The sequence below is a fragment of the Novosphingobium sp. genome (genome assembly GCF_040079535.1).
Taxonomy (GTDB): domain Bacteria; phylum Pseudomonadota; class Alphaproteobacteria; order Sphingomonadales; family Sphingomonadaceae; genus Novosphingobium.
Map to the genome: position 1 here is coordinate 21,622 of NZ_JBEBKB010000019.1, position 23,395 is coordinate 45,016.

At 62.3% G+C, this 23,395-nt stretch carries 29 protein-coding genes; 17 read left to right on the forward strand and 12 right to left on the reverse strand.

The window, feature by feature from the left end:
• Window positions 1–3 precede the first annotated feature (3 nt).
• Window positions 4–1,662, reverse strand: a complete 1,659-nt coding sequence (ccoN, locus tag ABL914_RS08040; RefSeq protein WP_391562659.1) for a cytochrome-c oxidase, cbb3-type subunit I — start codon at window positions 1,660–1,662, stop codon at window positions 4–6.
• Window positions 1,663–1,714: 52 nt separating this feature from the next.
• Between ccoN and ABL914_RS08045 the strand changes: the two genes are divergently transcribed.
• Window positions 1,715–1,870, forward strand: a complete 156-nt coding sequence (locus ABL914_RS08045) for a hypothetical protein (protein WP_391562660.1) — start codon at window positions 1,715–1,717, stop codon at window positions 1,868–1,870.
• A gap of 46 nt (window positions 1,871–1,916) precedes the next feature.
• Window positions 1,917–2,597 (forward strand): OmpW family protein, encoded by a 681-nt coding sequence (locus ABL914_RS08050; protein ID WP_391562661.1) that lies wholly within the window; start codon window positions 1,917–1,919, stop codon window positions 2,595–2,597.
• A 47-nt stretch (window positions 2,598–2,644) separates the two neighbouring features.
• On the opposite strand, the gene ABL914_RS08055 is transcribed toward ABL914_RS08050, so the two are convergent.
• The 9 genes from ABL914_RS08055 to ABL914_RS08095 form a co-directional block, all read right to left on the reverse strand.
• Complete coding sequence (locus tag ABL914_RS08055; protein ID WP_391562662.1) at window positions 2,645–3,343, reverse strand: Crp/Fnr family transcriptional regulator; 699 nt, start codon at window positions 3,341–3,343, stop codon at window positions 2,645–2,647.
• Between the two features lie 37 nt (window positions 3,344–3,380).
• Window positions 3,381–4,127 carry a sigma-70 family RNA polymerase sigma factor gene (locus ABL914_RS08060; RefSeq protein ID WP_391562663.1) on the reverse strand — a complete coding sequence of 249 codons (747 nt, stop codon included), beginning with the start codon at window positions 4,125–4,127 and terminating at the stop codon, window positions 3,381–3,383.
• Window positions 4,124–6,217: a flagellar biosynthesis protein FlhA gene (locus tag ABL914_RS08065; protein ID WP_391562689.1), complete on the reverse strand. Its 2,094-nt coding sequence runs from the start codon at window positions 6,215–6,217 to the stop codon at window positions 4,124–4,126. The genes ABL914_RS08060 and ABL914_RS08065 overlap by 4 nt, the downstream gene beginning before the upstream one ends.
• Before the next feature lie 38 nt (window positions 6,218–6,255).
• Entirely contained in the window at window positions 6,256–7,104 is an 849-nt protein-coding gene (locus tag ABL914_RS08070; protein ID WP_391562664.1) for a transglycosylase SLT domain-containing protein, read from the reverse strand.
• Window positions 7,105–7,160: 56 nt separating this feature from the next.
• A complete protein-coding gene (locus ABL914_RS08075) occupies window positions 7,161–7,520 on the reverse strand; it encodes a flagellar protein FlgN (protein ID WP_391562665.1) in 360 nt (119 codons plus the stop codon).
• Window positions 7,517–7,810: a flagellar biosynthesis anti-sigma factor FlgM gene (locus ABL914_RS08080; protein WP_391562666.1), complete on the reverse strand. Its 294-nt coding sequence runs from the start codon at window positions 7,808–7,810 to the stop codon at window positions 7,517–7,519. The genes ABL914_RS08075 and ABL914_RS08080 overlap by 4 nt, the downstream gene beginning before the upstream one ends.
• Window positions 7,811–7,894: 84 nt before the next feature.
• The gene (locus tag ABL914_RS08085) at window positions 7,895–8,389 is read right to left on the reverse strand and encodes a flagella basal body P-ring formation protein FlgA (protein WP_391562667.1); all 495 of its coding nucleotides are present in this window, start codon (window positions 8,387–8,389) and stop codon (window positions 7,895–7,897) included.
• Window positions 8,386–8,826: a hypothetical protein gene (locus ABL914_RS08090; RefSeq protein WP_391562668.1), complete on the reverse strand. Its 441-nt coding sequence runs from the start codon at window positions 8,824–8,826 to the stop codon at window positions 8,386–8,388. The genes ABL914_RS08085 and ABL914_RS08090 overlap by 4 nt, the downstream gene beginning before the upstream one ends.
• Window positions 8,823–9,491 (reverse strand): MotA/TolQ/ExbB proton channel family protein, encoded by a 669-nt coding sequence (locus tag ABL914_RS08095; protein WP_391562669.1) that lies wholly within the window; start codon window positions 9,489–9,491, stop codon window positions 8,823–8,825. The genes ABL914_RS08090 and ABL914_RS08095 overlap by 4 nt, the downstream gene beginning before the upstream one ends.
• A 205-nt stretch (window positions 9,492–9,696) precedes the next feature.
• On the opposite strand from ABL914_RS08095, the gene flgB reads away from it, so the two are divergent.
• Genes flgB through ABL914_RS08160 form a run of 13 tightly spaced genes read left to right on the forward strand, consistent with a single transcriptional unit; the run spans window position 9,697 to window position 19,245 of the window.
• Window positions 9,697–10,044, forward strand: coding sequence for a flagellar basal body rod protein FlgB (gene flgB / locus ABL914_RS08100; protein ID WP_391562670.1), 348 nt, complete (start codon window positions 9,697–9,699; stop codon window positions 10,042–10,044).
• Window positions 10,045–10,046: 2 nt separating this feature from the next.
• Entirely contained in the window at window positions 10,047–10,463 is a 417-nt protein-coding gene (gene flgC / locus ABL914_RS08105) for a flagellar basal body rod protein FlgC (protein ID WP_391562671.1), read from the forward strand.
• Complete coding sequence (locus ABL914_RS08110) at window positions 10,463–10,744, forward strand: flagellar hook assembly protein FlgD (protein ID WP_391562672.1); 282 nt, start codon at window positions 10,463–10,465, stop codon at window positions 10,742–10,744. The genes flgC and ABL914_RS08110 overlap by 1 nt, the downstream gene beginning before the upstream one ends.
• Before the next feature lie 10 nt (window positions 10,745–10,754).
• Window positions 10,755–11,567 (forward strand): flagellar hook-basal body protein, encoded by an 813-nt coding sequence (locus ABL914_RS08115; RefSeq protein ID WP_391562673.1) that lies wholly within the window; start codon window positions 10,755–10,757, stop codon window positions 11,565–11,567.
• A 10-nt stretch (window positions 11,568–11,577) separates the two neighbouring features.
• Window positions 11,578–12,321 carry a flagellar basal body rod protein FlgF gene (locus ABL914_RS08120; RefSeq protein ID WP_391562674.1) on the forward strand — a complete coding sequence of 248 codons (744 nt, stop codon included), beginning with the start codon at window positions 11,578–11,580 and terminating at the stop codon, window positions 12,319–12,321.
• 18 nt (window positions 12,322–12,339) lie between these two features.
• Window positions 12,340–13,128 carry a flagellar basal-body rod protein FlgG gene (flgG, locus tag ABL914_RS08125; protein WP_391562675.1) on the forward strand — a complete coding sequence of 263 codons (789 nt, stop codon included), beginning with the start codon at window positions 12,340–12,342 and terminating at the stop codon, window positions 13,126–13,128.
• Window positions 13,129–13,136: 8 nt separating this feature from the next.
• The gene (locus ABL914_RS08130) at window positions 13,137–13,796 is read left to right on the forward strand and encodes a flagellar basal body L-ring protein FlgH (protein WP_391562676.1); all 660 of its coding nucleotides are present in this window, start codon (window positions 13,137–13,139) and stop codon (window positions 13,794–13,796) included.
• Between the two features lie 13 nt (window positions 13,797–13,809).
• The gene (locus ABL914_RS08135; protein WP_391562677.1) at window positions 13,810–14,907 is read left to right on the forward strand and encodes a flagellar basal body P-ring protein FlgI; all 1,098 of its coding nucleotides are present in this window, start codon (window positions 13,810–13,812) and stop codon (window positions 14,905–14,907) included.
• Entirely contained in the window at window positions 14,904–15,227 is a 324-nt protein-coding gene (locus ABL914_RS08140; protein ID WP_391562678.1) for a rod-binding protein, read from the forward strand. The genes ABL914_RS08135 and ABL914_RS08140 overlap by 4 nt, the downstream gene beginning before the upstream one ends.
• Window positions 15,227–16,567: a flagellar hook-associated protein FlgK gene (gene flgK / locus ABL914_RS08145; RefSeq protein ID WP_391562679.1), complete on the forward strand. Its 1,341-nt coding sequence runs from the start codon at window positions 15,227–15,229 to the stop codon at window positions 16,565–16,567. Before ABL914_RS08140 ends, flgK begins: the two co-directional genes overlap by 1 nt.
• 17 nt (window positions 16,568–16,584) lie before the next feature.
• Window positions 16,585–17,496 (forward strand): flagellar biosynthesis protein FlgL, encoded by a 912-nt coding sequence (locus tag ABL914_RS08150; protein WP_391562680.1) that lies wholly within the window; start codon window positions 16,585–16,587, stop codon window positions 17,494–17,496.
• A 30-nt stretch (window positions 17,497–17,526) separates the two neighbouring features.
• On the forward strand, window positions 17,527–18,390 hold the full coding sequence (motA, locus tag ABL914_RS08155) for a flagellar motor stator protein MotA (RefSeq protein WP_391562681.1): 864 nt from the start codon (window positions 17,527–17,529) through the stop codon (window positions 18,388–18,390).
• Between the two features lie 3 nt (window positions 18,391–18,393).
• Window positions 18,394–19,245, forward strand: a complete 852-nt coding sequence (locus ABL914_RS08160) for a flagellar motor protein MotB (protein ID WP_391562682.1) — start codon at window positions 18,394–18,396, stop codon at window positions 19,243–19,245.
• On the opposite strand, the gene ABL914_RS08165 is transcribed toward ABL914_RS08160, so the two are convergent.
• Together ABL914_RS08165 and glpK are read right to left on the reverse strand one after the other, a co-directional pair.
• A complete protein-coding gene (locus ABL914_RS08165; RefSeq protein WP_391562683.1) occupies window positions 19,246–19,770 on the reverse strand; it encodes a hypothetical protein in 525 nt (174 codons plus the stop codon).
• A 22-nt stretch (window positions 19,771–19,792) separates the two neighbouring features.
• The gene (gene glpK, locus ABL914_RS08170; protein WP_391562684.1) at window positions 19,793–21,274 is read right to left on the reverse strand and encodes a glycerol kinase GlpK; all 1,482 of its coding nucleotides are present in this window, start codon (window positions 21,272–21,274) and stop codon (window positions 19,793–19,795) included.
• 88 nt (window positions 21,275–21,362) lie between these two features.
• On the opposite strand from glpK, the gene ABL914_RS08175 reads away from it, so the two are divergent.
• Window positions 21,363–22,052, forward strand: a complete 690-nt coding sequence (locus tag ABL914_RS08175) for a DJ-1/PfpI family protein (RefSeq protein WP_391562685.1) — start codon at window positions 21,363–21,365, stop codon at window positions 22,050–22,052.
• 5 nt (window positions 22,053–22,057) lie between these two features.
• Window positions 22,058–23,218, forward strand: a complete 1,161-nt coding sequence (locus ABL914_RS08180; RefSeq protein ID WP_391562686.1) for a glutathione S-transferase family protein — start codon at window positions 22,058–22,060, stop codon at window positions 23,216–23,218.
• Window positions 23,219–23,395 lie beyond the last annotated feature (177 nt).

Below are 23,395 nucleotides of genomic sequence, written 5' to 3' on the forward strand. Positions count from 1 at the left end.
CCCTTATTCTGCCGGAACCGCGGTAAGCGGCTTGTCGGCGGCGGGATCATAGTGGGCACTGCGCAGGGGTTCTTCCTGCCGCAGATTGCCGCGAACCGTTTGCCAGACGTTGTAGGCCATGATGATGCCGCCGCTCAGGTACAGGATCCCGCCAAAGGCGCGCATCAGGTACATCGCGTGCTTGGCGGCAACAGTTTCCACAAAGCTGTAGAGCAGATAGCCGTCAGAGCCGTATTCGCGCCACATCAGACCTTCCATGATGCCTGTGACCCACATTGAGGAGGCGTAGAAAACGATCCCCAGTGTGGCGAGCCAGAAGTGCCAGTTGATCATCCGCAGCGAATACATCCGGCTGCGCTCCCATAGGCGCGGGGCAAGATAGTAGATCGCCGAAAACGTGATCATCCCGTTCCAGCCGAGCGCGCCCGAATGCACGTGGCCGATCGTCCAATCGGTATAGTGTGAAAGCGAATTGACCGCCTTGATTGACATCATCGGGCCTTCGAAGGTCGACATGCCATAGAACGCCAGGCTCAACACCATCATGCGGATGATCGGATCGGTGCGGACCTTGTCCCAGGCACCGTTCAGCGTCATCAACCCGTTGATCATCCCGCCCCAGCTGGGCATCCACAGCATGACCGAGAAAACCATACCAAGCGTTTGCGCCCAATCGGGCAGCGCGGTGTAGTGCAAGTGATGCGGACCCGCCCAGATATAGAGGAAGATCAGCGACCAGAAGTGGATGATTGACAGCCGGTAGCTGTATACCGGGCGTTCGGCCTGTTTGGGCACGAAGTAGTACATCATCGCCAGGAAGCCTGCGGTCAGGAAAAAACCAACCGCATTGTGGCCATACCACCACTGCACCAGCGCGCCCTGCACCCCGGCCCAGACCGGATAGCTTCTTGAGCCAAACGGGCTTACCGGGATGTTGGCATTGTTGACCAGGTGCAGCAAGGCGACGGTAATAATGAAGCTCAGGAAGAACCAGTTCGCCACATAGATATGCGGCTCTTTGCGCTTCATGATCGTGCCGACGAAAACCGCCAGATACGCCACCCAGACCAAGGTCAGCCACAGATCAACATACCATTCCGGCTCGGCATATTCCTTGCCCTGGGTCACGCCCATAACATAGCCGGTGGCCGCCAGCACGATGAACAGCTGATAGCCCCAGAACACGAACCGGGCCAGACCAGGCAGCGCCAGCCGCGTGCGGCAGGTGCGCTGAACGATATAGAAGCTGGTCGTAACCAGCGCAGTGCCGCCAAAAGCGAAGATCACCGCCGATGTATGAAGCGGGCGCAGCCGCCCGAAGGTGCTGTATTCCAGGCCCAGATTGAGCACCGGAAACGCCAGCTGCAAGGCAATATAGAGCCCCACCAGAAACCCGACGACGCCCCAGAATGTGGTCAGAATAACGCCCGCCCGGATCAGATCATCGTCATAGCGGCTTTGATCTGGCGGGGCTGCCCCGCCCGCGGTTGCAAGCGCGTTGTAATCCGTCTTGCGCAGATTGATAATCATCGCCGCCAGTGCGGCCATGGCAAAGATCGCCATGTGCACGGCATAGCCAGTGTCCACCGCGTTGGCGAACAGGAAGATCGCCAGGATGAAGAGCACCAGCCACCGACCGGATCGTGTTACCAAGGATTCCATGAGTTCGTTCCCCCCTCATGCACATTTAAATCAGATACCACTAATATACCTGTTGAACCTGCATTTCAACCCATTGCCGCAGTGCGGCATTGATGCGGATCAAATTGCGTGCGCTGAAACAAAAATACCCAAAAAACAGCCAAAAATTGCGCGCGATCAATGTTTGCAACTGCGGTATGGGCGCACAGGCATTGCGGCGCTGCAATAACCCTGGGCTACATCGGGTAGCCGCTGCGGCGCAAAATGAGGGATTTATGAAAAAGCTGACCCTTGCGGCCGCACTGGTCGCTGCAACGTTCTGCGCGACCCCTGCCCTGGCTGGCGCCGACGGCAAGATCGAAATCAAATTGCTGGCAACCGGCGTCCTGCCAGACGGCAAGATTGACCGGATAAACGTTGCCGCACCGGCGGTAGCAACCGCGCTTGGCACAACCCCCGGAACAGTCGCCGATGACAATGTGGTGCCGACCCTGGCGATCGAATACTACATGAGCCCCACCGTTTCGATCGAAACGATCTGCTGCTTCACCCAGCATCACGTGACCGGCACCGGATCAATCGCCGGGGCAAATATCGCCAACCACGTGCTGATCCTTCCCGCCACGGTCACTTTCAAGCTGCATGCCGATCTGGGCCCGATCAAGCCCTATGTCGGGGCCGGGCCGTCGATGTTTTTCTACTTCGATGAAAAGCCGGGCACGGTCCCGGTTTCGCTGGGGGCAACCAGCCTCAAGATGGACAACAAGCTGGGCTTTGCGGTTCAGGCCGGGTTTGATGTGCCGGTCAGCAACAGCGGCATGGGCATCTCATTTGATGCCAAGAAGTACTTCATGAAGACCACGACCCACTTTTATGCCGGGACCACCGAGGTGCTCTCTACCGATCACAAGCTGGATCCATGGGTGCTTTCGGGCGGGGTGTATTTCCGCTTCTGATTTGTGCAAGGCCAGGCTTTCGGGTCTGGCCTTGCAACACCGGCCCGCTATCCAGCTTCGGCCAGCAAGGCCCCGCGATCGAGGATTTCCACCTCGCGCCGCGATGGCAGATCGATCAGGCCATCAGCCTTGAGCCGGGTAAACTGGCGGCTGACCGTTTCAATCGTCAGCCCCAGCACATCGGCCACCTGCTGGCGCGAAAAGGGCAAGGCAAACCGGTTCAGCGGCTGGTCCGGTGCAACCTGACAACCCGGTTCGACCAGTCGTTCGGACATTTCGAGCAGGAATGAGGCCAGCCGCTCGCCCGCAGACTTGCGCCCCAACAGCAGCATCCAGCGCCGGGTGCGATCAAGTTCTGCCAGAGTGCGCTGCAACAGCTTGTGTTCCAGCGCGGGATGTTCGCGCGCAAACGCATCGAAATCGCGGCGGCTGAACACGCAGACCCGGGCCTGGGTCAATGCGGTAACGCCGTGGCCAGATGTTGCGCCAAATGGGCGGCCGATGAAATCCGATGGATAGACCACGCCAACAATCTGTTCGCGTCCGTCCTCGGTTCCGGTCGAAAGCTTCAGCACGCCTTCGACCACGTTGGCGACGAGGACCGAATCTTCCCCCTCCCACATCAGCGATTCGCCCGGTTCCAGTGTGCGCCGACGTCCGATGATGTTAAGCGCCTTGATCTCTTCACCATCAAGCGCAGAGCAAATCGCACGATTGCGAACAAGGCAGGTGTCACAGGCCGACATGCCCATCGCAATGGCGCGGCGCGGGGCAAAGCGCAAGTTAGATGATGTCCGCAACCCCTTCCAGCGCGGTGCGCAGCTTCTCAAGCGCCTGGGCCTTGAGCTGGTGGACCCGCGGAACCGAGACCTGCAATGCTTCGGCAATTTCGGCAAGATTGAGTTCTTCGACGAAGTAGAGCTGAACGATCAGCTGCAATCGCTCGGGCAGTTCGGCAATGGCCCCGGCCACTGTTTCGCGCAGCTCCTGATCGGCCAACATGGCAAAGCTATCCGGCCGATCATCGGCAAAGGCCATATCGGCATCGGAATACGCATCGTCGATCGGTTCAAACCGCATCGGTTCACTGGCCAGCCGCATGGCCTGCAGCTCGTTTTCGCTGATCCCCATCGCCAATGCCAGTTCGCCCGGCCCCGGATCGCGGCCCAGCTCGCCGCGCAGCGCAAGTTCAGCCTCACGAATCTGGCGGCGGCGCTCCACCCCGCCGCGGCTGAGCGGGACATGCCGCCGGATCAGATCAACCATCGCCCCGCGCACCCGCAACTTGGCATAAGCGGCAAAGCCATCTTCGCCGGGGCCGTTGTGGCGCTGCGCGGCCTCGGTCAGGGCAACCATTCCGGCCTGCATCAGATCTTCCAGTTCGATCCCCTGCCGGCCGCCGCCATGAACCTGCCAGGCCAGCCGCCGAACCATCGGCACGAACCGCTGGATTCGATCGGCAATCTGGCCGCGATAGGCGGCTGCGGCGCTGCGCGCGGCGGCGGAGAGGGATTTTTGATCGTGAATCATGCGAGGACGGGCTCCGGTTGATGGGCAGTAGGGTCTGGCGCGGGCAGCGCGGCGGGCGCGCCTTGTCCGCCAATGATCGAGATCACCTCGATCGGCTGACTGAGCGGAAGTTCGGCAATCGACAGTACCAGGCACGAAGGCGCGCGCAGCCGCAGCAAAGCGGTCAGGGCCCGGCGGGCACGCGGCTGAACCACCATCGCGATTGGCGCTGCATCGCCGCCGCGCTCGGCGATCAGATCGGCAACATGTTCGCCGATCGCGCGGGCCAGATCAGGCTCTACCACCGGCTGACCCGTGACGGGATCGGACAGCCCCTGGACGATTGCGCTTTCAAGGCTGACATCCAGCGTAACCACCGGCAGCCGGGCACCCGGCGGGCAGACCCTGCCGACCAGCAACGGCCCCAGTTCAGCCCGGATCATTTCAACCAGCCGCTCGTGATCAAGCGTTTGCTGCACGCCTTGTGCCAGCGCGGCAAGGATCGGCACCGGGTGCGCAATCGAGACGCCATCAGCCAGCAGATCGCGGAAAATCCGGGTCAGCGCGCCCAGCGCCAGCGGGGTGGGATAAACCGCTTCGACCAATCCGGCCGATTGCTCTTTCACCGCATCAAGAATGGCCTTCAATTCATCCGGGCCAAACAGCACTTGCGCCCGATCGGCGATCAGCTGGTTCAGTTGCGTTGCGATTACGGTAGAGGCGTCAACCGTCAGATAGCCCTCGGCAATCGCCAGATCGCGCTGCGCTGGCGCGATCCACACGGCCGGGCAGCCAAAGCTGGGATCGACTGTGGCTTCGCCATCAATCCGGGCGCCGTCACGCACCTCTCCAGCATCAATCGCCAGGACCCGGTCGGGTCTGACCATGCCCGCACCCAGCGGCACCCCGCCCAGCACGATCCGGTAATCGCCCGGTGCCAGATCAAGGCTATCGCGGACCCGGAACTGCGGGACAATGAAACCGAATGCCTGGCTTAGCTGTTTGCGCACTCCGGTGATCCGCGAAACCAGCGGCGCACCGCGTTTCTGATCGACCAGGTGAACCAGGCCATAGCCCAGCTCCACCGTAACCAATGTGTGATCGGATACGTCCTCAAGCAGGATCCGCCCCGGATCGGCCGGCGCCTCGGCTGGCGGCGGAGCGGGCGGGCGGGCGGCGCGCTTGCCCAAAGTGTGCCACAGCCATCCGGCAAGGGCGGCGGCGGGCAGAAAGATCGTTTGCGGCATCGCCGGGATCATCCCGATTGCGCCAAGGATCACGGTGACCGGCAGCCAGGTGGACGGGCTGGCAAGCTGCCCGCCAATCTGCCCGGCAAGATCGCCATCCTGCCCTTCGCGGCTATCGGCCACGCGGGTAACGATCACCGCAGCGGCGATCGAAAGCAGCAACGCGGGGACCTGCGCAACCAGCGCATCTCCCACCGCCAACGTAATGTATTTCTGCGCCGCATCGCTGGCGCTCAGCCCGTGGCTGATCATCCCCAATGCGAAACCGGCGATGATATTGACCCCCAGGATCAACAGCGCCGCAATCGCATCGCCCTTCACGAACTTGCTGGCACCATCCATCGATCCATAGAAATCAGCCTCGGTCGCCACTTCGCGGCGGCGCGCCTTGGCCTCGTCCGCAGTGAGTAGACCGGCGGCCAGATCGGCGTCGATTGCCATCTGTTTGCCGGGCAGGGCATCCAGCGTAAAGCGCGCGGAAACTTCGGAAACGCGGCCCGCGCCCTTGGTCACGACCACTAGGTTGATGATCACCAGGATCATGAATACAAACAGCCCAACCGCAAAATTGCCCGCAACCAGGAACGCGCCGAACGCCTCGATCACGTGCCCGGCTGCCGCCCCGCCCTGATGCCCGTTGACCAGCACCACCCGGGTTGATGCCACATTAAGCGCAAGCCGCAGCAGCGTGGTGAACAGCAGGACCGATGGGAACGATGAGAAATCAAGCGGCTTGCCGGCATTGATCGCGGTCATCAGGACAGCGACCGAAAGCGCGATGTTGAGCACGAAGAACACGTCGAGCAGCACCGCCGGCGTCGGCACGATCATCAGGCAGATAACCGTGAGAATTCCGGCCGGCATGGCCAGCGCCCCGGCGCGGAATTTGGGTAGCCAGAAGTTCACAATCCAAACGCCTGCAACTTGCCATAGGCGGTGCGGACGTGGCCAGGCATGGCATCGGGCGATCCGCCAAAGGCCGAAGCCAGTGTTTCGGCCATCGATGGGCGCGGCGGCGCGGCGGCTGGCGGGCCTGGATCATAGCCATCCTGCGGCGCGCCCGGCGTGCCCTGAAAGCCCGCTTCCCAACCTGGTTCGGGCCAGCCTGCTTCGCCCCAGCCTTGCGACCCATTGGGCGCAAACGGCATAGCTGCCCCGTCCATCGCATGGGTCATCTTGGTGCGGATCAGATCCATCACCGCGGCCAATGTCCGCGGCTGACCATTGCCGGCAAAGAAGATTGCCCGGTTGGCTGCTGCCGCTTTGGGAAACAGCGCGGCCGCGCTTTGCCCGGGGTTGGCGGCCAGCGCTGAAAGAAACTTTCCGGCACCGTCTGCGCCCAGAAAATGGGCTAGATACAGCTCTGACGGATCGGGATCACGCCCCAGCACACCGTGCAAGTGGTCGCGGTTGTCGTTGGCCAGCTCTGCCGCCATAAGCGCCGATGCTTGCGGATCAAACCGCAGTTCCAGCGCCTGGCCGCGCTTGGCCGGATCATTGGCCCAGCCATAGCCATACTGCGCGCCGTGCTGATCCAGCGTGGCCAGCCAGGTTCCTTGGGTAAATTGAAACAGCCCGGCCGCACTGGATGTGCCGGCCCGGGCATTGGGGTCCAGGCTCGATTCAAGCCGTGCTTCACCCAGCAGATAGGCAAAATCCACCCCGGTCGCCTGCGCAGCACGCAGGATTGCGGCCTCGGCCTGAGGATTGGACTGATGCGCCGCAGCGCCGATTGATCTGGCCTCGCTCAAGCGAAACTCCTGCAACGGTTGGTCGTTGCAGTGGTTTCAGCAAGGGCCGTGCCAAATCAGCTGTGCGGTGCTGCGTAGGCGTAGGCGGGGTTGGCGGCCAGGCCGCTGCGATACAGCGCGGGGCTGCCGGTCAGGGCATCAAGCCGGGCCGCGACATTGGCCGCAATCAGGTTGCGAACCTGGCGGTTTACCTCGTTAAGCCGCCGCGCGGCATCAAGCAGCCCGCGGCATTCTTCGCCCAGTGGAAAGTCCGATTCAAATGGCCCGCTGCTGTCCAGCGTGCCGCACAGCGCAATCTTGTCTGCCGCGCAGCCCATGATCGCATCCAGATCAAGCCCGGCAAGCGCCTGCCGTTCGGCCTGCAACACGGCAATCATCTGCCGCAAGGTTTCGCGCATATCGGCGGTGCCCGTCATTTCCCGCTCCTCAGCAAAAATCCTGCCGCGATAATCGCATCGCTGACTTTCATCGGCAGCACCGGATAGCGATCTTCCTCAATCGCCTTGCGGATCTTGGCAACGCGATCGGTGTCAATCGGCTGGGGGCCGGGATCAAGCGCCTGGCTGCGCACCACTGCCGATTGATCGGAAGCGTGGCTGCGGGCTGTATCGTTTGCAACGGGCCGGCCGCCTGCCGGCCGCGCAGTTGCCGGTCCTATGGCGCGCGGCGCGTGGGGTCCGCCTGGTCCTATTTCGATCGGAGGCATGGTGCCGCTCCTTGATTGCTTGTCAAAGCTGAAGAACGGCAGAGTCAAAATGGGATTAAGGGGCAGCGGCAAAGCCCTGCCGGATCACGGCAGATCGATGCCGACTGCGCCCGGGCGCAGCACTTTTGCGCGCAAAACCGGGGACCCGGGGGTTTGGGTACGGACCTTGATCCAGCTGCCGATCGGCCCGCTTTCCAGCGCTTCACCGCCCTGGCTAACCGCAAAACCATCGCCCATCACGATTACCGATACGGCATCACCCCGGCTGATTACATCGGCTTGGGCCAAGGCGGGACCAGATCCGGAAATCGGGACATACAGCTTCCAGCCGCCTGCCATCGGGCAGATCACTTCCACTCTTTCGCGTCGCAACCCATGCCAGCCCAGCGCCAGCGGCGCCCGGCACGGCGCCAATCGCAGCCGCCGGTCCACTGGCATGGCAGCGCCGCCAGGCTGGCCCTGCGCTGCGCCGGTAAATTGCGCCACGGCGCGGTCCACTGCGGTCAGATCGGCGGTGGCCTGGGCCAGCGCGGGGGCGGCAATGCCAACACTTAGCAAAGCGGCAAATGGACGGATCATCGGGCAAACTCCTGAGACAGATTGGTCTGCCCGGTGTTGTGCAATGTCTGTGCCAAGCCAGACTGGTCATAGCCCAGCATCGCCTGCACCGGCCCGCTGCGATCGGGATCAAGCACGATCCGGGCTGGCCGGCCAGCCTTCGATGCCAGGGCCAGCGCCTGCGCCGAAGCAGCCGCGGGTGCCAGGATCGTCAGCCGCAACCGCGGATCGCCGCCAGCAGTGGAAAGCCAGACGCCGATTTCCGGTCCGCCAGCTGCGGCAGTCCAGACCGCAACCGGCTGGGCCAATGCCGGCAAGCTGGCGCTTTGCGGGTTGGCGGCTGGCCTTGGCGCGGATTGCAACGGAGCTTCGCTTACCGCAGCGGCCGTGGTCATGAACAGGATCAGCGATAGATCGGCCAGCACCGTTTGCCAGCCGCTGCCGGCGCGCGCGATCATACTGCTTCGGCCGAGACTGCGGCCAATCCGGTGCGCCGGTCCGGCGGCATATCCTTGGCGATCTGCTGGGCCAGCCAATCGATCATCTCCTGGCGTTCGGCTTCTTCCGCCAAAGCCTTGCGCTCTACCACGCGGGCTAGCGGGGCCAGCAGCAGGTTGGCGGCCAACAACCCATAAAGCGTGGTAATCACCGCCATCGAAATTGCCCCGGCAAATGCCCCGCGCGCAATCCCGTCACTGGGCAGCTGGCTTAGCGAGATCAGTGTTCCGGCCAGCCCGAACACCGGCGCCAGCTCTGCCGCCTGGGCCAGCGTGCGCACCGCGCGCTCAGCCTCGCCCAGGCGGCGAGTCTTGTGGGCTTCGTGCGCGGCAAGCAGCGCCGGGATCGAGCGTTGCTGGATCAGCGCCTCGGCTGCCTCATCAAATTCACGGTCGCCAAACTGGTGCGGATGGGCACGGTACAGCCCGTCCTTGTGGATCTCCTGGATCTGCCGGCCAAGCTCGGCCCGCGCCCCTTTGGCATCAAACCGATCGCCGCCCAGCTGTGCCAGCTTGGTCAGCACGGCCGCGCAATCGCTGCGCCCGGCGCGCAGCACCGTGGCAACGAATGTACCGCCCAGCACGATCAGTGCAGACGGCCCGTCAATCAGGTTAAGCAGGTTCATCGGCGCTCCCTTCCCGGCCCCATCCCGGTTTTTCTCAAAGCCAAGAACGGCAATGCCAGCGGGCTTTTGAAGGGGCGGCAGATGTTTGCCGGTTGGCGGCAAGGCCGTGCCGCCCTGATCCGCCAAATTCTCCGAAATTGGCCATTTTCGCCGGTTGGCACGGCGCTTGCTGAATACCTGGCGACGCAACTGCGGGAGCAAAGCCATGAGCCAGAGCCTGTTTGGAATTCACGGAAAAGCACTAGAACTGCGATCGCAGCGGATGGGGCTGATTACCTCAAACATCGCCAATGCCGGCACCCCGGGTTACAAGGCCCGCGACATCGATTTCTCTGCTGCGCTTTCAGCCAGCGAGCGCGGGGCAGGCACAGATCGGGCCGCCGCCGGTGCAATCCGGTTTCGCGTTCCCGTAATGCCCAGCATGGATGGCAACACGGTGGAAATGGCCACCGAGCAGACCGCCTTTGCCGAAAACGCGGTGGCCTATCAGGCGACGCTCAGCTTCATTCGCGGCCGGGTGGAAAACCTGACCCGCGCGCTGAAGGGTGAATAGCCATGCCGCGCCCGATCCAACAGCCGCTTACCCTGTTCGGAGTTGCCCAGCGCGGCATGTCGGCGCAGCTCGTTCGGATGAACGCGGCCAGCTCAAACCTGGCCAACGCCGGATCGGTTTCCAGCACCGAAGCTGGATCATACCGCCCGATCCGTCCGGTCTTCACCCAGCAGTTCGATGCCGCCAGCGGGCTGTCCACGGTCAACGTTTCGGCCGTGGTCCGGTCCAATGCCGCGCCGGTCAAGGAGCACAGCCCCAATCATCCGCTGGCCGATGCCAATGGCGATATCTGGACCGCTCCAGTCGATGAAAATGCCGAGATGGTCGAGATGCTCGATGCCTCGCGCCAGTACCAGAACCTGGTTGAGGCGCTGTCCACCGCAAAGCAGCTGATGCTTGAAACGATGAGGATGAAATGATGATCACTCCAGCCAATCTCGCCGCCCAGACGGCAACCACTTCGGCCGCAACCGCGGCCCAGAAACAGACCCTTGGCCAAGCCGATTTCATCCGGCTGATGACCACCCAGATGCGGATGCAGGATCCGCTCGAACCGGTCGATAACAAGGAGATGATCGCCCAGATGGCGCAGTTCTCTTCGCTCTCGGGGATCGAGAACATCAATTCGACGCTGAAAGCAATTTCAGCCCAGCTTGATCGGGTGATGCGCGATCAGAACCCGGCCCAGACCTCAGCCTAGGAGAAGTTCCATGTCATTCTACACCTCGTTAAACGGCCTGAAAAATGCCCAGACCGAACTATCGGTGATCGCCAACAATCTAGCCAATGCCGAAACCACCGGGTTCAAGAAGAGCCGGATCAACTTTTCGGATATTGTTTCCTCATCGGCCTCTACCAACCCAAAACTGGTCAAGGGCCTGGGATCGACAGTGCAATCGATCGATCAGAATTTCTCGCTTGGCCCGGTTCAGCAAACCGGCGCGGCGCTGGATCTGGCGATTGATGGCGAAGGTTTCTTCACCAAGGTGAACCCGGTTTCGGGCAAGACCTTTTATACCCGCAACGGCAATTTCAGCCTTGATGGCGGCGGCTTCATCACTGATTCCAGCGGGGATCGGATGCAGATCCTGCCGGTTGATGCCACCAACACCGTCACTTCGCTTACCCCGCAGGATGCGATTGCCCCGCTGACCAATGGCGCGGGTTCGGACTTTATCGGGGTGACAGTAACCAACGACGGTTCGATCATGGCATCATATGCCGATGGCACCACCCAATCGATCGGCAAGGTGGCGCTGGCCGCGTTCGTGGCGCCGGGCGGATTGCTGCAACTGGGCAATCAGGATTGGGCCTCAACCGGCATTTCGGGCACGGCCACATACAACCAGCCTGGCGCAGCGCGGTTTGGCAACATCATGTCTGGCAGCCTTGAGCAATCGAACGTCGATATTGCCGAAGAGATGGTCGGGCTGATTACTGCCCAGCGCTATTTCCAGGCCAATGCCAAAGCGATCGATACCGCCACCCAGCTTTCGCAAACCGTCATCAACCTCAGAACCTGAGGGTAGCCAGATGGACCGCCTGATCTGGACCGCAGTATCCGGAATGAACGCGTCGATGGCGCGCCAGCGGATGATCGCCAACAACATGGCCAACACCCAGACTCCCGGTTTCCGGGCCGAAGTGATGGCCAACACGCCGATGACGCTTGATGGGCAAAGCCTGGAAGTTCGCTCGATGACCGACGCCAGCGTCTATGGCGCGCAGATGGATGCCGGCACTTTCGTGGGCACCGGGCGCGCACTGGACGTGGCGGTTCAGGGTGAAGCCTTGCTGAGCGTTCAGAGTGCCGATGGCGAAGAGGCCTATTCCCGGCGCGGCGATCTTTCGGTCTCGCCCAGCGGGCTGCTGGTCAACGGAGAGGGTTATCCGATGATCGGCGAAAACGGCCCGATCAGCGTGCCGCCCGGCAGCGAGGTTACGATCACCCCGGAAGGCACCGTTTTGGCCAAGGCGCAAGGCGGCGATCCGGCTGCCCCGCCGCAGCAGGTCGATCGGCTCAAGCTGGTTTCATGGCGCGGCACCAGAATTGCCAAAGGGCTTGATGGGTTGTTCCGCGTGGTGGGCGGCGGCGTTCTGCCGCAAGACCAGAACGCCGCGTTGATATCAGGGACCCTTGAAGGATCGAACGTCAAACCCGCCCAAGTGCTGATCGAAATGGTCGAGGCGCAACGCCTTTATGACATGCGCACCAAACTTATCGCCACCGCCAAGGAACTTGATGAAGGCGGCGCCAGCCTGATGCGGCTGGGCTGACCGATGAAGGAGTAACCAATGCCCACTTCTGCACTCCACGTCGCCCGGACCGGGCTTGAAGCGCAAGACGCGCGGATGCGGGTGATCGCCAACAATCTGGCGAACATCGGCACCACCGGATACAAACGCGATCGGGTCAATTTTGCCACGCTATCCTATCAGGATGAGCGCGTGGCCGGCCAGCAAAGCTCAAACGAGACCGCCTATGCCACCGGACTGAACCTGGGCACCGGGGTTTCGGTGCTTTCCACCACCGCGATCACCACCCAGGGCACCTTGACCAGTACCGGCAACAGCCTTGATCTGGCGCTGGATGGCGAGGGCTATTTTCAGGTCCAGCTGCCCGGCGGCAAGCTGGCCTATACCCGCGCCGGCAATTTCAGCCGTTCTGCCGATGGCCAGCTGGTTACCGCACAGGGCTATGCCTTGCAGCCGGCAATTCAGGTGCCCGAAGATGCCGCTTCAATCACCGTCGCCAATGATGGCACCGTATCGGTGACAACCGCGGCCAGCGCCACGCCCACCGAAATTGGCCAGATCACCATCGCCAGCTTCACCAACCCTTCGGGGCTGCAAGCGCTGGGCGATAACTTCCTGGCCGAAACCGGCGCCAGCGGCGCCGCCCAGATCGGCGCGGCCGGAGACGGTGTGCGCGGGTCGATCCGGCAAGGGATGCTGGAAGGATCCAACGTCAACGTGGTCGAGGAACTGGTCGACATGATCGAATGCCAGCGCGCCTACGAAATCAATTCCAAGATGATCAGCGCGGTCGATGAAATGCTGCGCAACGCCAATCAAACGCTGTGAGGGACATCATGAAAGCAAAATCCTTGCCAATGCTGCTGGCCATTGCGGCCGCTGCTGCCTGCACTGGCCCCCAGCCCAAACCCGGCTTTGCCGCCGCATTGCCGCCGCCGCCGCCTGCCGCACCCAAGCTGGCCGACGGCGCGATCTTCAATGCAGGTGGCGGCTATGCCCCGCTCTACACCGGCCACCGCGCCCGTGCCGTTGGCGATCCGGTTACGATCACGCTGACTGAAAATATCAGTTCAACCAAAACCGCCGGTTCCAAAACTGGGCGCAGCGGCAGCTTTGGCATAACCCCGCCGGCCACCGGACCGCTTAGCTTCATCAATCCCAGCAGCCTTAATGCCAGCGGCACTTCGTCGTTCAAGGGAGACGGCAACGCCAATCAGTCGAGCACGCTCACTGGCGAACTGTCGGTCACCATTGTCGAAGTGCGGTCCAATGGCACCGCGCTGATTCGCGGAGAAAAGCGCTTGTTACTGAGCCAGGGCGAGGAATGGGTGCAAGTGACCGGGATTATCCGGCTGGCCGATATTGATGCCGATAACCGCATTTCTTCCAGCCGCGTGGCCGATGCACACATCGAATATTCGGGCAACGGCGCGGTTGGCCGGGCCAGCCGCGAAGGCTGGCTTTCGCGCTTCTTCAGCGCTGTCAGTCCGTTTTGAAGGGGCTCGCGCGATGATCCGGATCTTCTTGCGTCTGGCCTTGATTGCGGCGCTGATTGCCCCGCTGCCGGCCCATGCCGAACGGCTGCGCGATCTTGGCACGTTCCAGGGTGTGCGCACCAACCAGCTGACCGGCTATGGCGTGGTCGTGGGCCTTTCAGGCACTGGCGATGACAGCCTTGAATACCTGACCCAGGCGATGCACGGGGTTTCTGGCCGGGTTGGTGTGCAATTGCCGCCCGGCGTCAATCCGGCGCTCAAGAACGCCGCTGCTGTGATTATTACCGCCGATCTTCCCGCTTTTTCCAAACCTGGCCAGCGGATCGACGTGACCGTCTCTGCGATCGGCAAAGCCAAAAGCCTGCGCGGCGGAGCCCTGATCATGACCCCACTGTATGGGGCGGATGGCCAGGTCTATGCCATGGCCCAGGGCAACCTGGCCGTGGGCGGACTGGGCATATCGGGTGCAGACGGATCGAAGCTGACGGTCAATGTTCCAACCGTGGGCCGGATCGCCGATGGCGCCAGTGTTGAGCGCGGCGTTTCCACCGGGTTCGATAATGGCGAAATGTTGCGCTGGAACCTCTATCAATCAGATTTCCTCACCGCCACGCGGGTCCGTGATGCTATCAATCAGCGCTGGCCCGGCATGGCCACGATTGATGATGGGATGACCGTGGCCCTGCGTTTGCCGGCCGGTGCCAATGATCGCGCCAGCTTAATGGCTGCGATTGAGATGATCGAAGTGAACCCGGCCGAATCGCCTGCAAAAGTGGTGGTAAATTCGCGTACCGGCACCGTGGTGATCAATTCGGCAGTGCGGCTTTATCCCGCTGCAATCAGTCACGGCAAGCTGACGGTGCGGATCGATGAGAACCCGCAAGTGGTGCAGCCCGCCCCGTTCAGCCGCGGCCAGACTGCGGTCCAGCAAGACAGCCAGCTTTCAGCCGAAGAAGACGGCCGCAGCGTGGTGCTGTTCAAGCCCGGTGCCTCGCTGGCCAAAGTGGTCGATGCGCTCAACATGCTTGGGGTCAGCCCATCGGATCTGGTCGCAATCCTTGAGGCCCTGAAAGAGGCCGGCGCGCTGAAAGCGGAGATCGAGGTGATATGACCCCGATTTCCGCCCCCTTGCTCGCAACTGGCAGCCTGGTCCAGAACCATGGCAGCCCGCGCGAACGCCTGGCCGATGCGGCCCGCCAGTTTGAGGCGATCTTCCTGCGTCAGGTGCTGGCCGAAGCTCGCAAAAGTCACTTTGGCGGCGATATGTTTGGCGAAGGCAATCCCGACAGCGCGCTGGGCACGTTCCGTAAGATGCAGGATGAGCATGTTGCCGATCTGGCGGCGACACGCGGCGCGTTTGGCCTGGCCAGAATGATCGAAACCCAGCTGGCCGCCCAGCTTGGTCTTGCCGGCACAGGGAGCACAAGCTGATGGCCAGCGACATGCTCCAGATCGCCGCCAGCGGGGTGCGTGCCGCACGCGCCGCGTTGAATGTGACCAGCCAGAACATCTCCAACGCATCGACCGATGGCTATATCCGCCGCACGATTCGCCTTAGCGAAGTGGCGCTGGGCGGCGGGTTTGGGCGGATCGGCGAATTTTCGATGTCCGGGGTGCGGATCGACGGGCTGACCCGCAACGCCGATGCCTTTCGCCAAAGCGAAGTGCGCCGCACCGGCAGCGATGCGACCCGCGCCGGGATCGAACTGGCCGCCTATGAAAACATCGAAGCCGCGCTGGAACAATCGCAGGCGTTTCCATCGCTGACTGCATTTGAAAATGCGCTGCAGCAGCTTGCAACTGATCCGGTTGATCCGTCGCTGCGCACGGCTGTGCTTGAACAGGGCCGGACTTTGTCCCGAACTTTCGGGATTGCCTCTAACGGGCTGGATACGGTGGGCGAAGGGCTGCGCTTTGATGCGGCGGCCGGGGTGGGCCAGGTTAACCTGCTGGCCGGCCAACTGGGCCAGATCAACGTCCAATTGGTCCGTGCGCAGCCCGGTAGCGCCGATCAGGCGGCGCTGATGGACCGCCGCGACGGGGTGCTCAAATCGCTTTCAGGCTTTGCCGATATCGATACCGATTTTGCCGCCGATCAGACCGTGACCGTGCGGATCGGCGGCAGCACCGGCCCGCAGCTGGTCAGCGGCGTGGCCGCCGATACGCTGGCGATGACCACAGCCGGCGATGGCACGGTTTCATTCGCCCTGGCAGCGGGCGGCGCGGTAACACTGGCGGCAGGATCGCTGGCCGGGGCCGCGCAAGGGCTGGTCATGGTACGCGATAGCAAGGCTGGACTGGATGCGGTGGCCAACAATCTGATCGCCACCGCAAATGCAGCCCAGGGATCGGGCGTCGCGCTTGATGGCACGCCTGGCCAACCGCTGTTCTCGGGTAGCGGCGCGGCCGGCATTGCGCTGGCGCTGGCTTCCGGTGCGGGCATCGCCACTGCCCCGGCCGGTGCACCGGCGGGCAGCCGGGATCCGGCAAACCTTTCCGTCTTCCGCAATGCGATGGCCGGTGCCGACATTTCGGGCCAGCTCAGCGGCCTGCTGTTCACCGTATCCAATGCGGCCCAGGGCCGGCGCACCACCAGCGATGCGCTGGATACAATCGCAGCCGCGGCAAAGCTTGCCTTCGATAGCCAGGCCGGGGTCAATCTGGATGAGGAAGCCGTCAATCTGGTGCGCTTTCAGCAGGCCTTCCAGGCCAGCAGCAAGGCGATCCAGATTGCCTCTGATCTGTTCGACACCCTGCTTGCGATCCGCTGAGCCCAAGGAACACGACCATGACCAGCATCTCAACCAGTGCCTTTTATGACCGTTCGAACCAGAGTCTGTCTGCCTTGCGGGCCCGCGCCGATGCGTTGCAGGCCTCGATCGGCAGCGGGCAGCGGCTGACCCGGTCGTCTGACGATCCGGTCGCGGCATCGCGGCTGCGCACGTTGCTGCGATCAGACAGCGTGGCGGCGATCGATACTTCGGTGGCGGCCCGCGCCAGCAGCGATCTGACGCTGACCGACAATGCGCTGTCATTCGTCGCAGGCTCGGTCATCCGGGTCCAGGAATTGGCAACGCAGGCCGCCAACGGGGTGCTCAGCCCCGGCCAGCGGGCCGGGATCGCAACCGAACTTGATCAGATCCGCGATGAACTGGTCCGCCTGGCCAATACCCAGGACAGCGCCGGGCATGCGCTGTTTGGCGGCGATACACCAGGAGCAGCCTATATCGTTGCCGCTGGCGTTCCGGGCTATGTCGGCACAGCAAGCGCCAGTGATCTGCCGCTGGGTGATGGCCAAAGCGTGACCCGCGGCCTGACCGGGCCCGAGATTTTCAACTTCACCGGCCCAGCCGGCGCGACCGATCTGTTTGCGGCAGTCAAATCGCTTAGCGACGCGCTGAAAGGCGCTGTTGCCGATCCGGCCCAGGCCGCACGCGACGCGCTTGGTGTGCTTGATGCCGGTCTTGAAAACATCACCACCCAGCAAACCGTGGTGGGCGCAAGGCTCAACTGGATCGATCTAAACACCGAACGCCGGATCCAGACCGGGCAGCTGCGCGCCGAGGAGGAAGCCAGCGTCGGCGGAACCGATCTGTCACTGGCGGTATCGCAATTGCAGCAGACCATGACCGTGCTTGAAGCCAGCCAGGCCAGTTTTGCCCGGCTTGCATCGCTTTCGCTGTTCGATGTGCTGCGTTGATAGAAGTTTAAGTTATTTCAGGGGGTTAAAATGTTCGTCGCGATAGGTATCGTTGTTCTTATCGTCATGGTGTTTGGCGGTTTTGCCATCACCGGCGGGGCGCTGGGCCCGGTTATGCACGCGCTGCCGCACGAAATGCTGATCATCGGCGGGGCGGCGGTGGGCGCAACCGTGATCGGCAATTCGATGCACGAGCTGAAAGCCATCGGCGGCGGCTTCGTCAAAGTGTTCAAGGGCCCCAAACACAACAAGCAGGATCACATCGACGCGATCATCCTGACCACCAAATTGATGAAGCTGCTGCGCGCCGAAGGCCCGGTGGCACTGGAAAGCCACGTGACCGAGCCGCAGAATTCGGCAATTTTCGCAGAATTTCCGCGGCTGCTGGCCAACAAGGCACTGACCGCACTGATCTGCGATACGCTGACGTTGATCGTGGTATCATCGGGCACGCTTGAAGTTCATGCCGTGGAAGAGGTGATGGACAATGCGATGAAGCAGATCTTTCACGAATTCCACGAGCCGCAACACGCCCTGACCACGCTGGCGGACGGCCTGCCTGCGCTTGGCATCGTCGCCGCTGTGCTGGGCATCGTCAAGACCATGGGTTCGATCGACAAGCCGCCGAGTGTGCTGGGCGGGATGATCGGCTCGGCGCTGGTCGGCACCTTTCTTGGCGTGTTGCTCGCCTATGGCCTAGTCGCGCCGATGGCCGGGCGGCTGAAACAGATCATCGACGCCGACGTGCAGATCTTTCACGCGGTCAAGCAGGTGGTGATCGCCAGTCTGCACGGCTGGCCGCAGCCGCTGGTCGTCGAAGGCGCGCGTTCGGGGCTAGGACATGCCTTCCGTCCGGGATTGAGTGAACTGCTCGACGCCTTGCGTGGCCGCTAAGCCATGGCCGCCGCCAAAAAGGGCAAGGTTGATCTGCCCCCAGTCATCGTCAAGAAAATCACCATTGTCGCTGGCGGCCACCACGGCGGCGCCTGGAAAGTGGCCTATGCAGACTTCGTCACCGCGATGATGGCCTTCTTCCTGCTGCTGTGGCTGCTGGGCGCCACCACCGAAAAGCAGCGCAAGGGGATTGCCGATTATTTCACGCCCACGCTGGTCAAGCTGCGGCAGGAAAGCGCGGGATCCAACGGTATGCTGGGCGGCAGCTCGATTACCGATGTCGATAACTATCCTAACCGCGCCGGACAAACCGGGACCAAATCGATGACAATCCCGCGCGATACCACCGGCGGGCCCAAGGAAGGTGCAGACAAGATCAAGAAGATGCAATCGATGCAGCAGCGGCTGGCCAGCAAACTTGCGGGCAATCCGCGCCTGGCCCGTTTGGCCAAGCAGGTGCGGATGATCGATACCGCTGAAGGGATCAGGATCGATCTGGTCGATGACGCTGATTTCTCGATGTTCCAGCTTGGCACCACAGTGCTGACCCCTGAAGCAGCCGATCTGCTGAGCGCGATCGGCGATATGCTGGGCCAGGAACTGGGCGGGCTTTCTATCCGCGGCCATACCGATAGCTTGCCGTGGAACGGCGGACCCGATGGAGCAGGTTTGGGCGCAAACAACTGGTCCCTATCGGCTGGCCGCGCCGAAGCGACCCGTCAGGCACTGATGGCCAAAGGCATTGCTGAAAGCCGCTTCCGCAAGATCGAAGGCGTCGCCGACCGCGAGCCTCTGGTGCGCGACAATCCCGGCGACCCAAGGAACCGGCGGATTTCGATTTTGCTGATGCGGTGATCAGCCTTTGCGGCGCAGATCAGCCAGGTCACGCGCCATCCACGATGGACGAAAGCCCTTGCCAGCCATCATCCGCTTGAAATCGGCCTTGTTATCAAAATGCTGAACCTGGCGATGATAATAGTTGACGTATTCCAGCACAGCGAGCGCGGCGCTGCCGGTGGCCGCCCACCGGTCTGCCGTACCAATGGGCAGATCCGCTCCGATCCAGCCTGCCAGCGCGGTCATGCAACCCGCCAAAACCAAAACCAATGCCGGCAACTTCAACCGCGCAATCGCCATCAGCAGGCAAGACCAGCCCTTGGTCTGCCCCTTGAGCTGACGAACCTTGCCCCGCCAATAGAGCGCACCGATCACCAGCAGTAGGACCATCGCTGCCATAGGTACCAGACTGATCCAGCTGACTTGTCCCTTGCTTAAAAAGAGGATCATCACCGGCATCAAAATCGCATTGGCGGCTTCCATCTTCCAATAAGGTTCCAGCCGCATCAGAATATCTGTGCGGGTGCGGTTGGTCGCAGACATCGAGAAGCCTTTTGCCATTGGCCTAACCCACCCATCCGCGGCTCATCGCCACGGCCTTGTTCCATTTTTCAAACAGCGCGGCGCGGCGATCTTCGGGCATCGCAGGAACCCAGCGCTTGTCCACGCCCCAGTTGGCGCTGATATCGGCGGTGCTTTGCCAGTATCCCACCGCCAGCCCGGCGGCATAGGCCGCGCCAAGTGCGGTGGTTTCAATCACTTTGGGGCGCACCACCGGCACGCCCAGAATATCGGACTGGAACTGCATCAGCAGTTCGTTGACCACCATCCCGCCATCGGTTCTAAGCTCTGTAATCGCCACGCCAGAATCCGCCGTCATCGCGCTGATTACTTCGCCGGTCTGAAATGCCACAGCTTCCAGGGCGGCGCGGGCGAAATGGCCCTTGCTGGCGAACCGGGTCAGCCCCGCGATCACACCGCGCGCGCTATCATCCCAGTGGGGAGCATAGAGCCCGGAAAACGCCGGAACGATATAGACATCGCCGTTGTCTTCCACGCTGCGAGCCAGCGCCTCGATCTCAGCGGCATCGTTGATCAGGCCGAGATTATCGCGCAGCCATTGAACCAGCGCGCCCGCGATCGAGATCGATCCTTCCAGTGCATAGACAGCCGGTGCATCGCCCAGCTTGTAGCCCAGCGTGGTCAGCAAGCCGTTGCTTGAGGCAAACGGCTGCTCCCCCGTATTCATCAGCATGAAGCAGCCGGTGCCATAGGTGTTCTTGGCCTCGCCCGGGGCAAGGCAGGCCTGCCCGAACAGCGCGGCCTGCTGATCGCCCAGAATGCCCGCCAGCGGCACGCCATCCAGCACCCCGCTGCAGGTGCCATAAACCTCGCTGGAAGATCGCACTTCGGGCAAGCAGCCGCGCGGGATATTCAGCAGCGCCAGGATTTCCAGATCCCAATCGAGCGTTTCAAGGTTCATCAGCTGGGTGCGTGATGCATTGGTAACATCGGTGATGTGCAGTCCGGTCAGCTGCCAGGCCAGCCAGGTATCGATATTGCCGAACAACAGCTCACCGGCCTCTGCCCGGGCCTGGGCGCCGGGCACGCTATCCAGCAGCCAGCGCAGTTTCAGCCCCGAAAAATAGGTTGCCAGCGGCAGCCCGGTTTTGGCGCGCAGCCGGTCCTGGCCGCCGGTCGCCGTCAACTGCCCGACCAGATCGGCGGTGCGGGTATCCATCCAGACCAGCGCATTGTGGACCGGCTGGCCACTGGCTTTGTCCCACAGCAATGTGGTTTCGCGCTGGTTGGTGATCCCCACCGCCGCCAGATCGGCTGCGGCCAATCCGCCCTTGGCCAGTGCGCCGGCAATCACTTTTTGGGTATTGGCCCAGATTTCAACGGCATCGTGCTCTACCCAGCCGGGTTGCGGCATGATCTGGGCATGCTCGATCTGGTCCACCGCCACGGTATTGCCGCCAGCATCGAACACGATGAAGCGGGTGCTGGTGGTGCCCTGATCGATTGCGCCGATATAGTGTGCCATGCTCTCTCCCTCTTGCGCTCTCGCTATTTCAGCCAGGGCGCGGCGGCAAGGTTGTAGGTTCAACTGATTTGCGCATAGAGTGCGCGTTATGCACATTGCCTTCCTGCTGTTCCCCGGCGTCACCCAGCTGGATCTGACCGGCCCGGCCCAGTTTCTTTCACGGCTGCCCGATGCCAGGGTCGATCTGGTCTGGAATGCAATAGCCCCGGTGCCAACCGATGCCGGCTTTGCGATCATGCCCACCGCAACCTTCGCCGATGTGCCGCGCGCCGATCTGCTGTGCGTGCCGGGCGGAATGGGCATTGCCGATGTGATCGATCACAGCGCAGCGCTTGATTGGGTGCGGCAGGTGGGCGCCCAGGCCCAGTGGGTGACCAGCGTTTGCACAGGCGCGCTGATCCTGGGCGCGGCGGGGCTGCTTGAAGGCTATAAAGCGACCACGCATTGGGCCTGGCATGACAAGCTGGCGCTGTTTGGCGCCGAGCCGGTCAAGGCCCGCCATGTGATTGATCGCAACCGCGCAACCGGCGGCGGGGTAACTGCCGGGATCGATTTTGCCCTGGCGCTTATGGCCCGGATTGCTGGCGAAGATCACGCCCGCGCGGTGCAACTTGCACTGGAATACGATCCCGCTCCGCCGTTTGATTGCGGCAGTCCGGACAAGGCCGGGGCCGATCTGGTTGGCATCTATCAGGCCCGCGCCGCACGGCTTGCGCCCGGCCGGATGGAGCGGCTTGAGGCTTCGGCCCGGCGGCTTGGCTTTCAAAGCGAAGGATAGGAAACATGACCGGCCACTATACGCTATGGGGAACCCCGCATTCGCTCTACACTGGCAAGGCCCGCAGCTATCTGATCAAGAAGCAGATCGCGTTTGTCGAACTGACGGTTTCCGACCCTTACTTTTCCAACGAAGTAGTGCCCAAAGTCGGCCATTGGGTGGCGCCAGTGGTTCAAAGCCCCGAAGGAAAACTGATCCAGGATTGCACCGCTATCATCGATCATGTTGAGGCGCGCCATGCCGAAGTTGCGCTAACCCCGGCCGGGCCGGTCCAGCAAGTGATCGCCCAGTTTTTTGATGCATTCGGATCGAACTATCTGCTGCCGGCCGCCATGCATTATCGCTGGAGTTTTCGGGCTGAGCAGGAGCTGTTCCTGCGAACCGAATTTGCCCGCGCAATCCCCACTTCGCTGCCTTACGAGCAGCGATTGCAGACTGCCGGGCAACTGATGGACAAATTCGCCGGGTTCCTCCCCAACCTTGGGGTTCAGCCAGAATTTTTCGCGGCGATCGAGCAAGCCTATGTTGACCTGCTTGATGTGCTGGAATTGCATTTCCAGGCATATCCCTATTTGCTGGGCGGGCGGCCCAGCGTGGCTGATTTCGGGATGATGGCGCCGCTGTATGCGCATCTGGCGCGCGATCCGGTGCCAGCGATGCTGATACGCACCCGCGCTCCCAATGTGGCGCGCTGGACCGAGCGGATGAATGTGGCTGCGATCGAAGATCATGATTATGCCGATCCAGGCGGCGCGTTCCCGGCAGATGATGCGATCCCCGAAACGCTGGTTGCGGTGCTGAAATTAGCCTTTGCGCTGTGGAACCCGGGGCTCACCGCCGACGCCGCGCAATTTGATGCCTGGCTGGCCGGCTTGACCGATCCTGCTGCGGGCACCCTGGTTTCCCATGATGGCGCGCGGCAAGTTCATCCGCATGTCGGCATGGTGGCCTATGACTGGCGCGGGGTGACCATGCGCCGGGCCAGCCATGTTCATTCGCTGTGGCATCTGGCCCGCGCGCAGGCCGCCGCCGATACGCTTCAGGGCGATGCCGCAGCCCGGCTTGCAGCGCTGCTTGAATCCACCGGTGGCACCGCGCTGATGGCAAGGCGCACCGCGCGGCCGATCATCCGCGAGAACAACGTGTTGGTGCTGGGCCAGCGCTGAACGAACAGCCGCCTTTTCAAGTCGGTCCGGTTCTGACATCACATGCCACTTATGGCTTTGCGATTCATCAAAATAGCCCTGCTGGCTTCGGCGCTTGCCGCGGCCGGCCTGATTGCTCCACAGCTTGGCGCCCAACCGGCCAGCCCCGCGCCGCAGGCCAGCCCCGCGCCGCAGGCC

Excerpts from the sequence above, each read along its gene's own strand:
- motA (WP_391562681.1), top strand. The coding sequence starts at position 17,527 with ATGTTCGTCGCGATAGGTATCGTTGTTCTTATCGTCATGGTGTTTGGC.
- ABL914_RS08140 (WP_391562678.1), top strand. The coding sequence starts at position 14,904 with ATGACCCCGATTTCCGCCCCCTTGCTCGCAACTGGCAGCCTGGTCCAG.
- ABL914_RS08130 (WP_391562676.1), top strand. The coding sequence starts at position 13,137 with ATGAAAGCAAAATCCTTGCCAATGCTGCTGGCCATTGCGGCCGCTGCT.
- ABL914_RS08110 (WP_391562672.1), top strand. The coding sequence starts at position 10,463 with ATGATCACTCCAGCCAATCTCGCCGCCCAGACGGCAACCACTTCGGCC.
- glpK (WP_391562684.1), bottom strand. The coding sequence starts at position 21,274 with ATGGCACACTATATCGGCGCAATCGATCAGGGCACCACCAGCACCCGC.
- ABL914_RS08050 (WP_391562661.1), top strand. The coding sequence starts at position 1,917 with ATGAAAAAGCTGACCCTTGCGGCCGCACTGGTCGCTGCAACGTTCTGC.
- ABL914_RS08090 (WP_391562668.1), bottom strand. The coding sequence starts at position 8,826 with ATGATCGCGCGCGCCGGCAGCGGCTGGCAAACGGTGCTGGCCGATCTA.
- flgB (WP_391562670.1), top strand. The coding sequence starts at position 9,697 with ATGAGCCAGAGCCTGTTTGGAATTCACGGAAAAGCACTAGAACTGCGA.
- ABL914_RS08175 (WP_391562685.1), top strand. The coding sequence starts at position 21,363 with ATGCACATTGCCTTCCTGCTGTTCCCCGGCGTCACCCAGCTGGATCTG.
- ABL914_RS08075 (WP_391562665.1), bottom strand. The coding sequence starts at position 7,520 with ATGACGGGCACCGCCGATATGCGCGAAACCTTGCGGCAGATGATTGCC.
- ABL914_RS08160 (WP_391562682.1), top strand. The coding sequence starts at position 18,394 with ATGGCCGCCGCCAAAAAGGGCAAGGTTGATCTGCCCCCAGTCATCGTC.
- ABL914_RS08095 (WP_391562669.1), bottom strand. The coding sequence starts at position 9,491 with ATGAACCTGCTTAACCTGATTGACGGGCCGTCTGCACTGATCGTGCTG.
- ABL914_RS08055 (WP_391562662.1), bottom strand. The coding sequence starts at position 3,343 with ATGTCGGCCTGTGACACCTGCCTTGTTCGCAATCGTGCGATTTGCTCT.
- ABL914_RS08115 (WP_391562673.1), top strand. The coding sequence starts at position 10,755 with ATGTCATTCTACACCTCGTTAAACGGCCTGAAAAATGCCCAGACCGAA.
- ABL914_RS08080 (WP_391562666.1), bottom strand. The coding sequence starts at position 7,810 with ATGCCTCCGATCGAAATAGGACCAGGCGGACCCCACGCGCCGCGCGCC.
- ABL914_RS08085 (WP_391562667.1), bottom strand. The coding sequence starts at position 8,389 with ATGATCCGTCCATTTGCCGCTTTGCTAAGTGTTGGCATTGCCGCCCCC.
- ABL914_RS08120 (WP_391562674.1), top strand. The coding sequence starts at position 11,578 with ATGGACCGCCTGATCTGGACCGCAGTATCCGGAATGAACGCGTCGATG.
- flgK (WP_391562679.1), top strand. The coding sequence starts at position 15,227 with ATGGCCAGCGACATGCTCCAGATCGCCGCCAGCGGGGTGCGTGCCGCA.
- ABL914_RS08180 (WP_391562686.1), top strand. The coding sequence starts at position 22,058 with ATGACCGGCCACTATACGCTATGGGGAACCCCGCATTCGCTCTACACT.
- ABL914_RS08150 (WP_391562680.1), top strand. The coding sequence starts at position 16,585 with ATGACCAGCATCTCAACCAGTGCCTTTTATGACCGTTCGAACCAGAGT.
- flgC (WP_391562671.1), top strand. The coding sequence starts at position 10,047 with ATGCCGCGCCCGATCCAACAGCCGCTTACCCTGTTCGGAGTTGCCCAG.
- ABL914_RS08165 (WP_391562683.1), bottom strand. The coding sequence starts at position 19,770 with ATGTCTGCGACCAACCGCACCCGCACAGATATTCTGATGCGGCTGGAA.
- ABL914_RS08135 (WP_391562677.1), top strand. The coding sequence starts at position 13,810 with ATGATCCGGATCTTCTTGCGTCTGGCCTTGATTGCGGCGCTGATTGCC.
- ccoN (WP_391562659.1), bottom strand. The coding sequence starts at position 1,662 with ATGGAATCCTTGGTAACACGATCCGGTCGGTGGCTGGTGCTCTTCATC.
- flgG (WP_391562675.1), top strand. The coding sequence starts at position 12,340 with ATGCCCACTTCTGCACTCCACGTCGCCCGGACCGGGCTTGAAGCGCAA.
- ABL914_RS08065 (WP_391562689.1), bottom strand. The coding sequence starts at position 6,217 with ATGCCGGCCGGAATTCTCACGGTTATCTGCCTGATGATCGTGCCGACG.
- ABL914_RS08060 (WP_391562663.1), bottom strand. The coding sequence starts at position 4,127 with ATGATTCACGATCAAAAATCCCTCTCCGCCGCCGCGCGCAGCGCCGCA.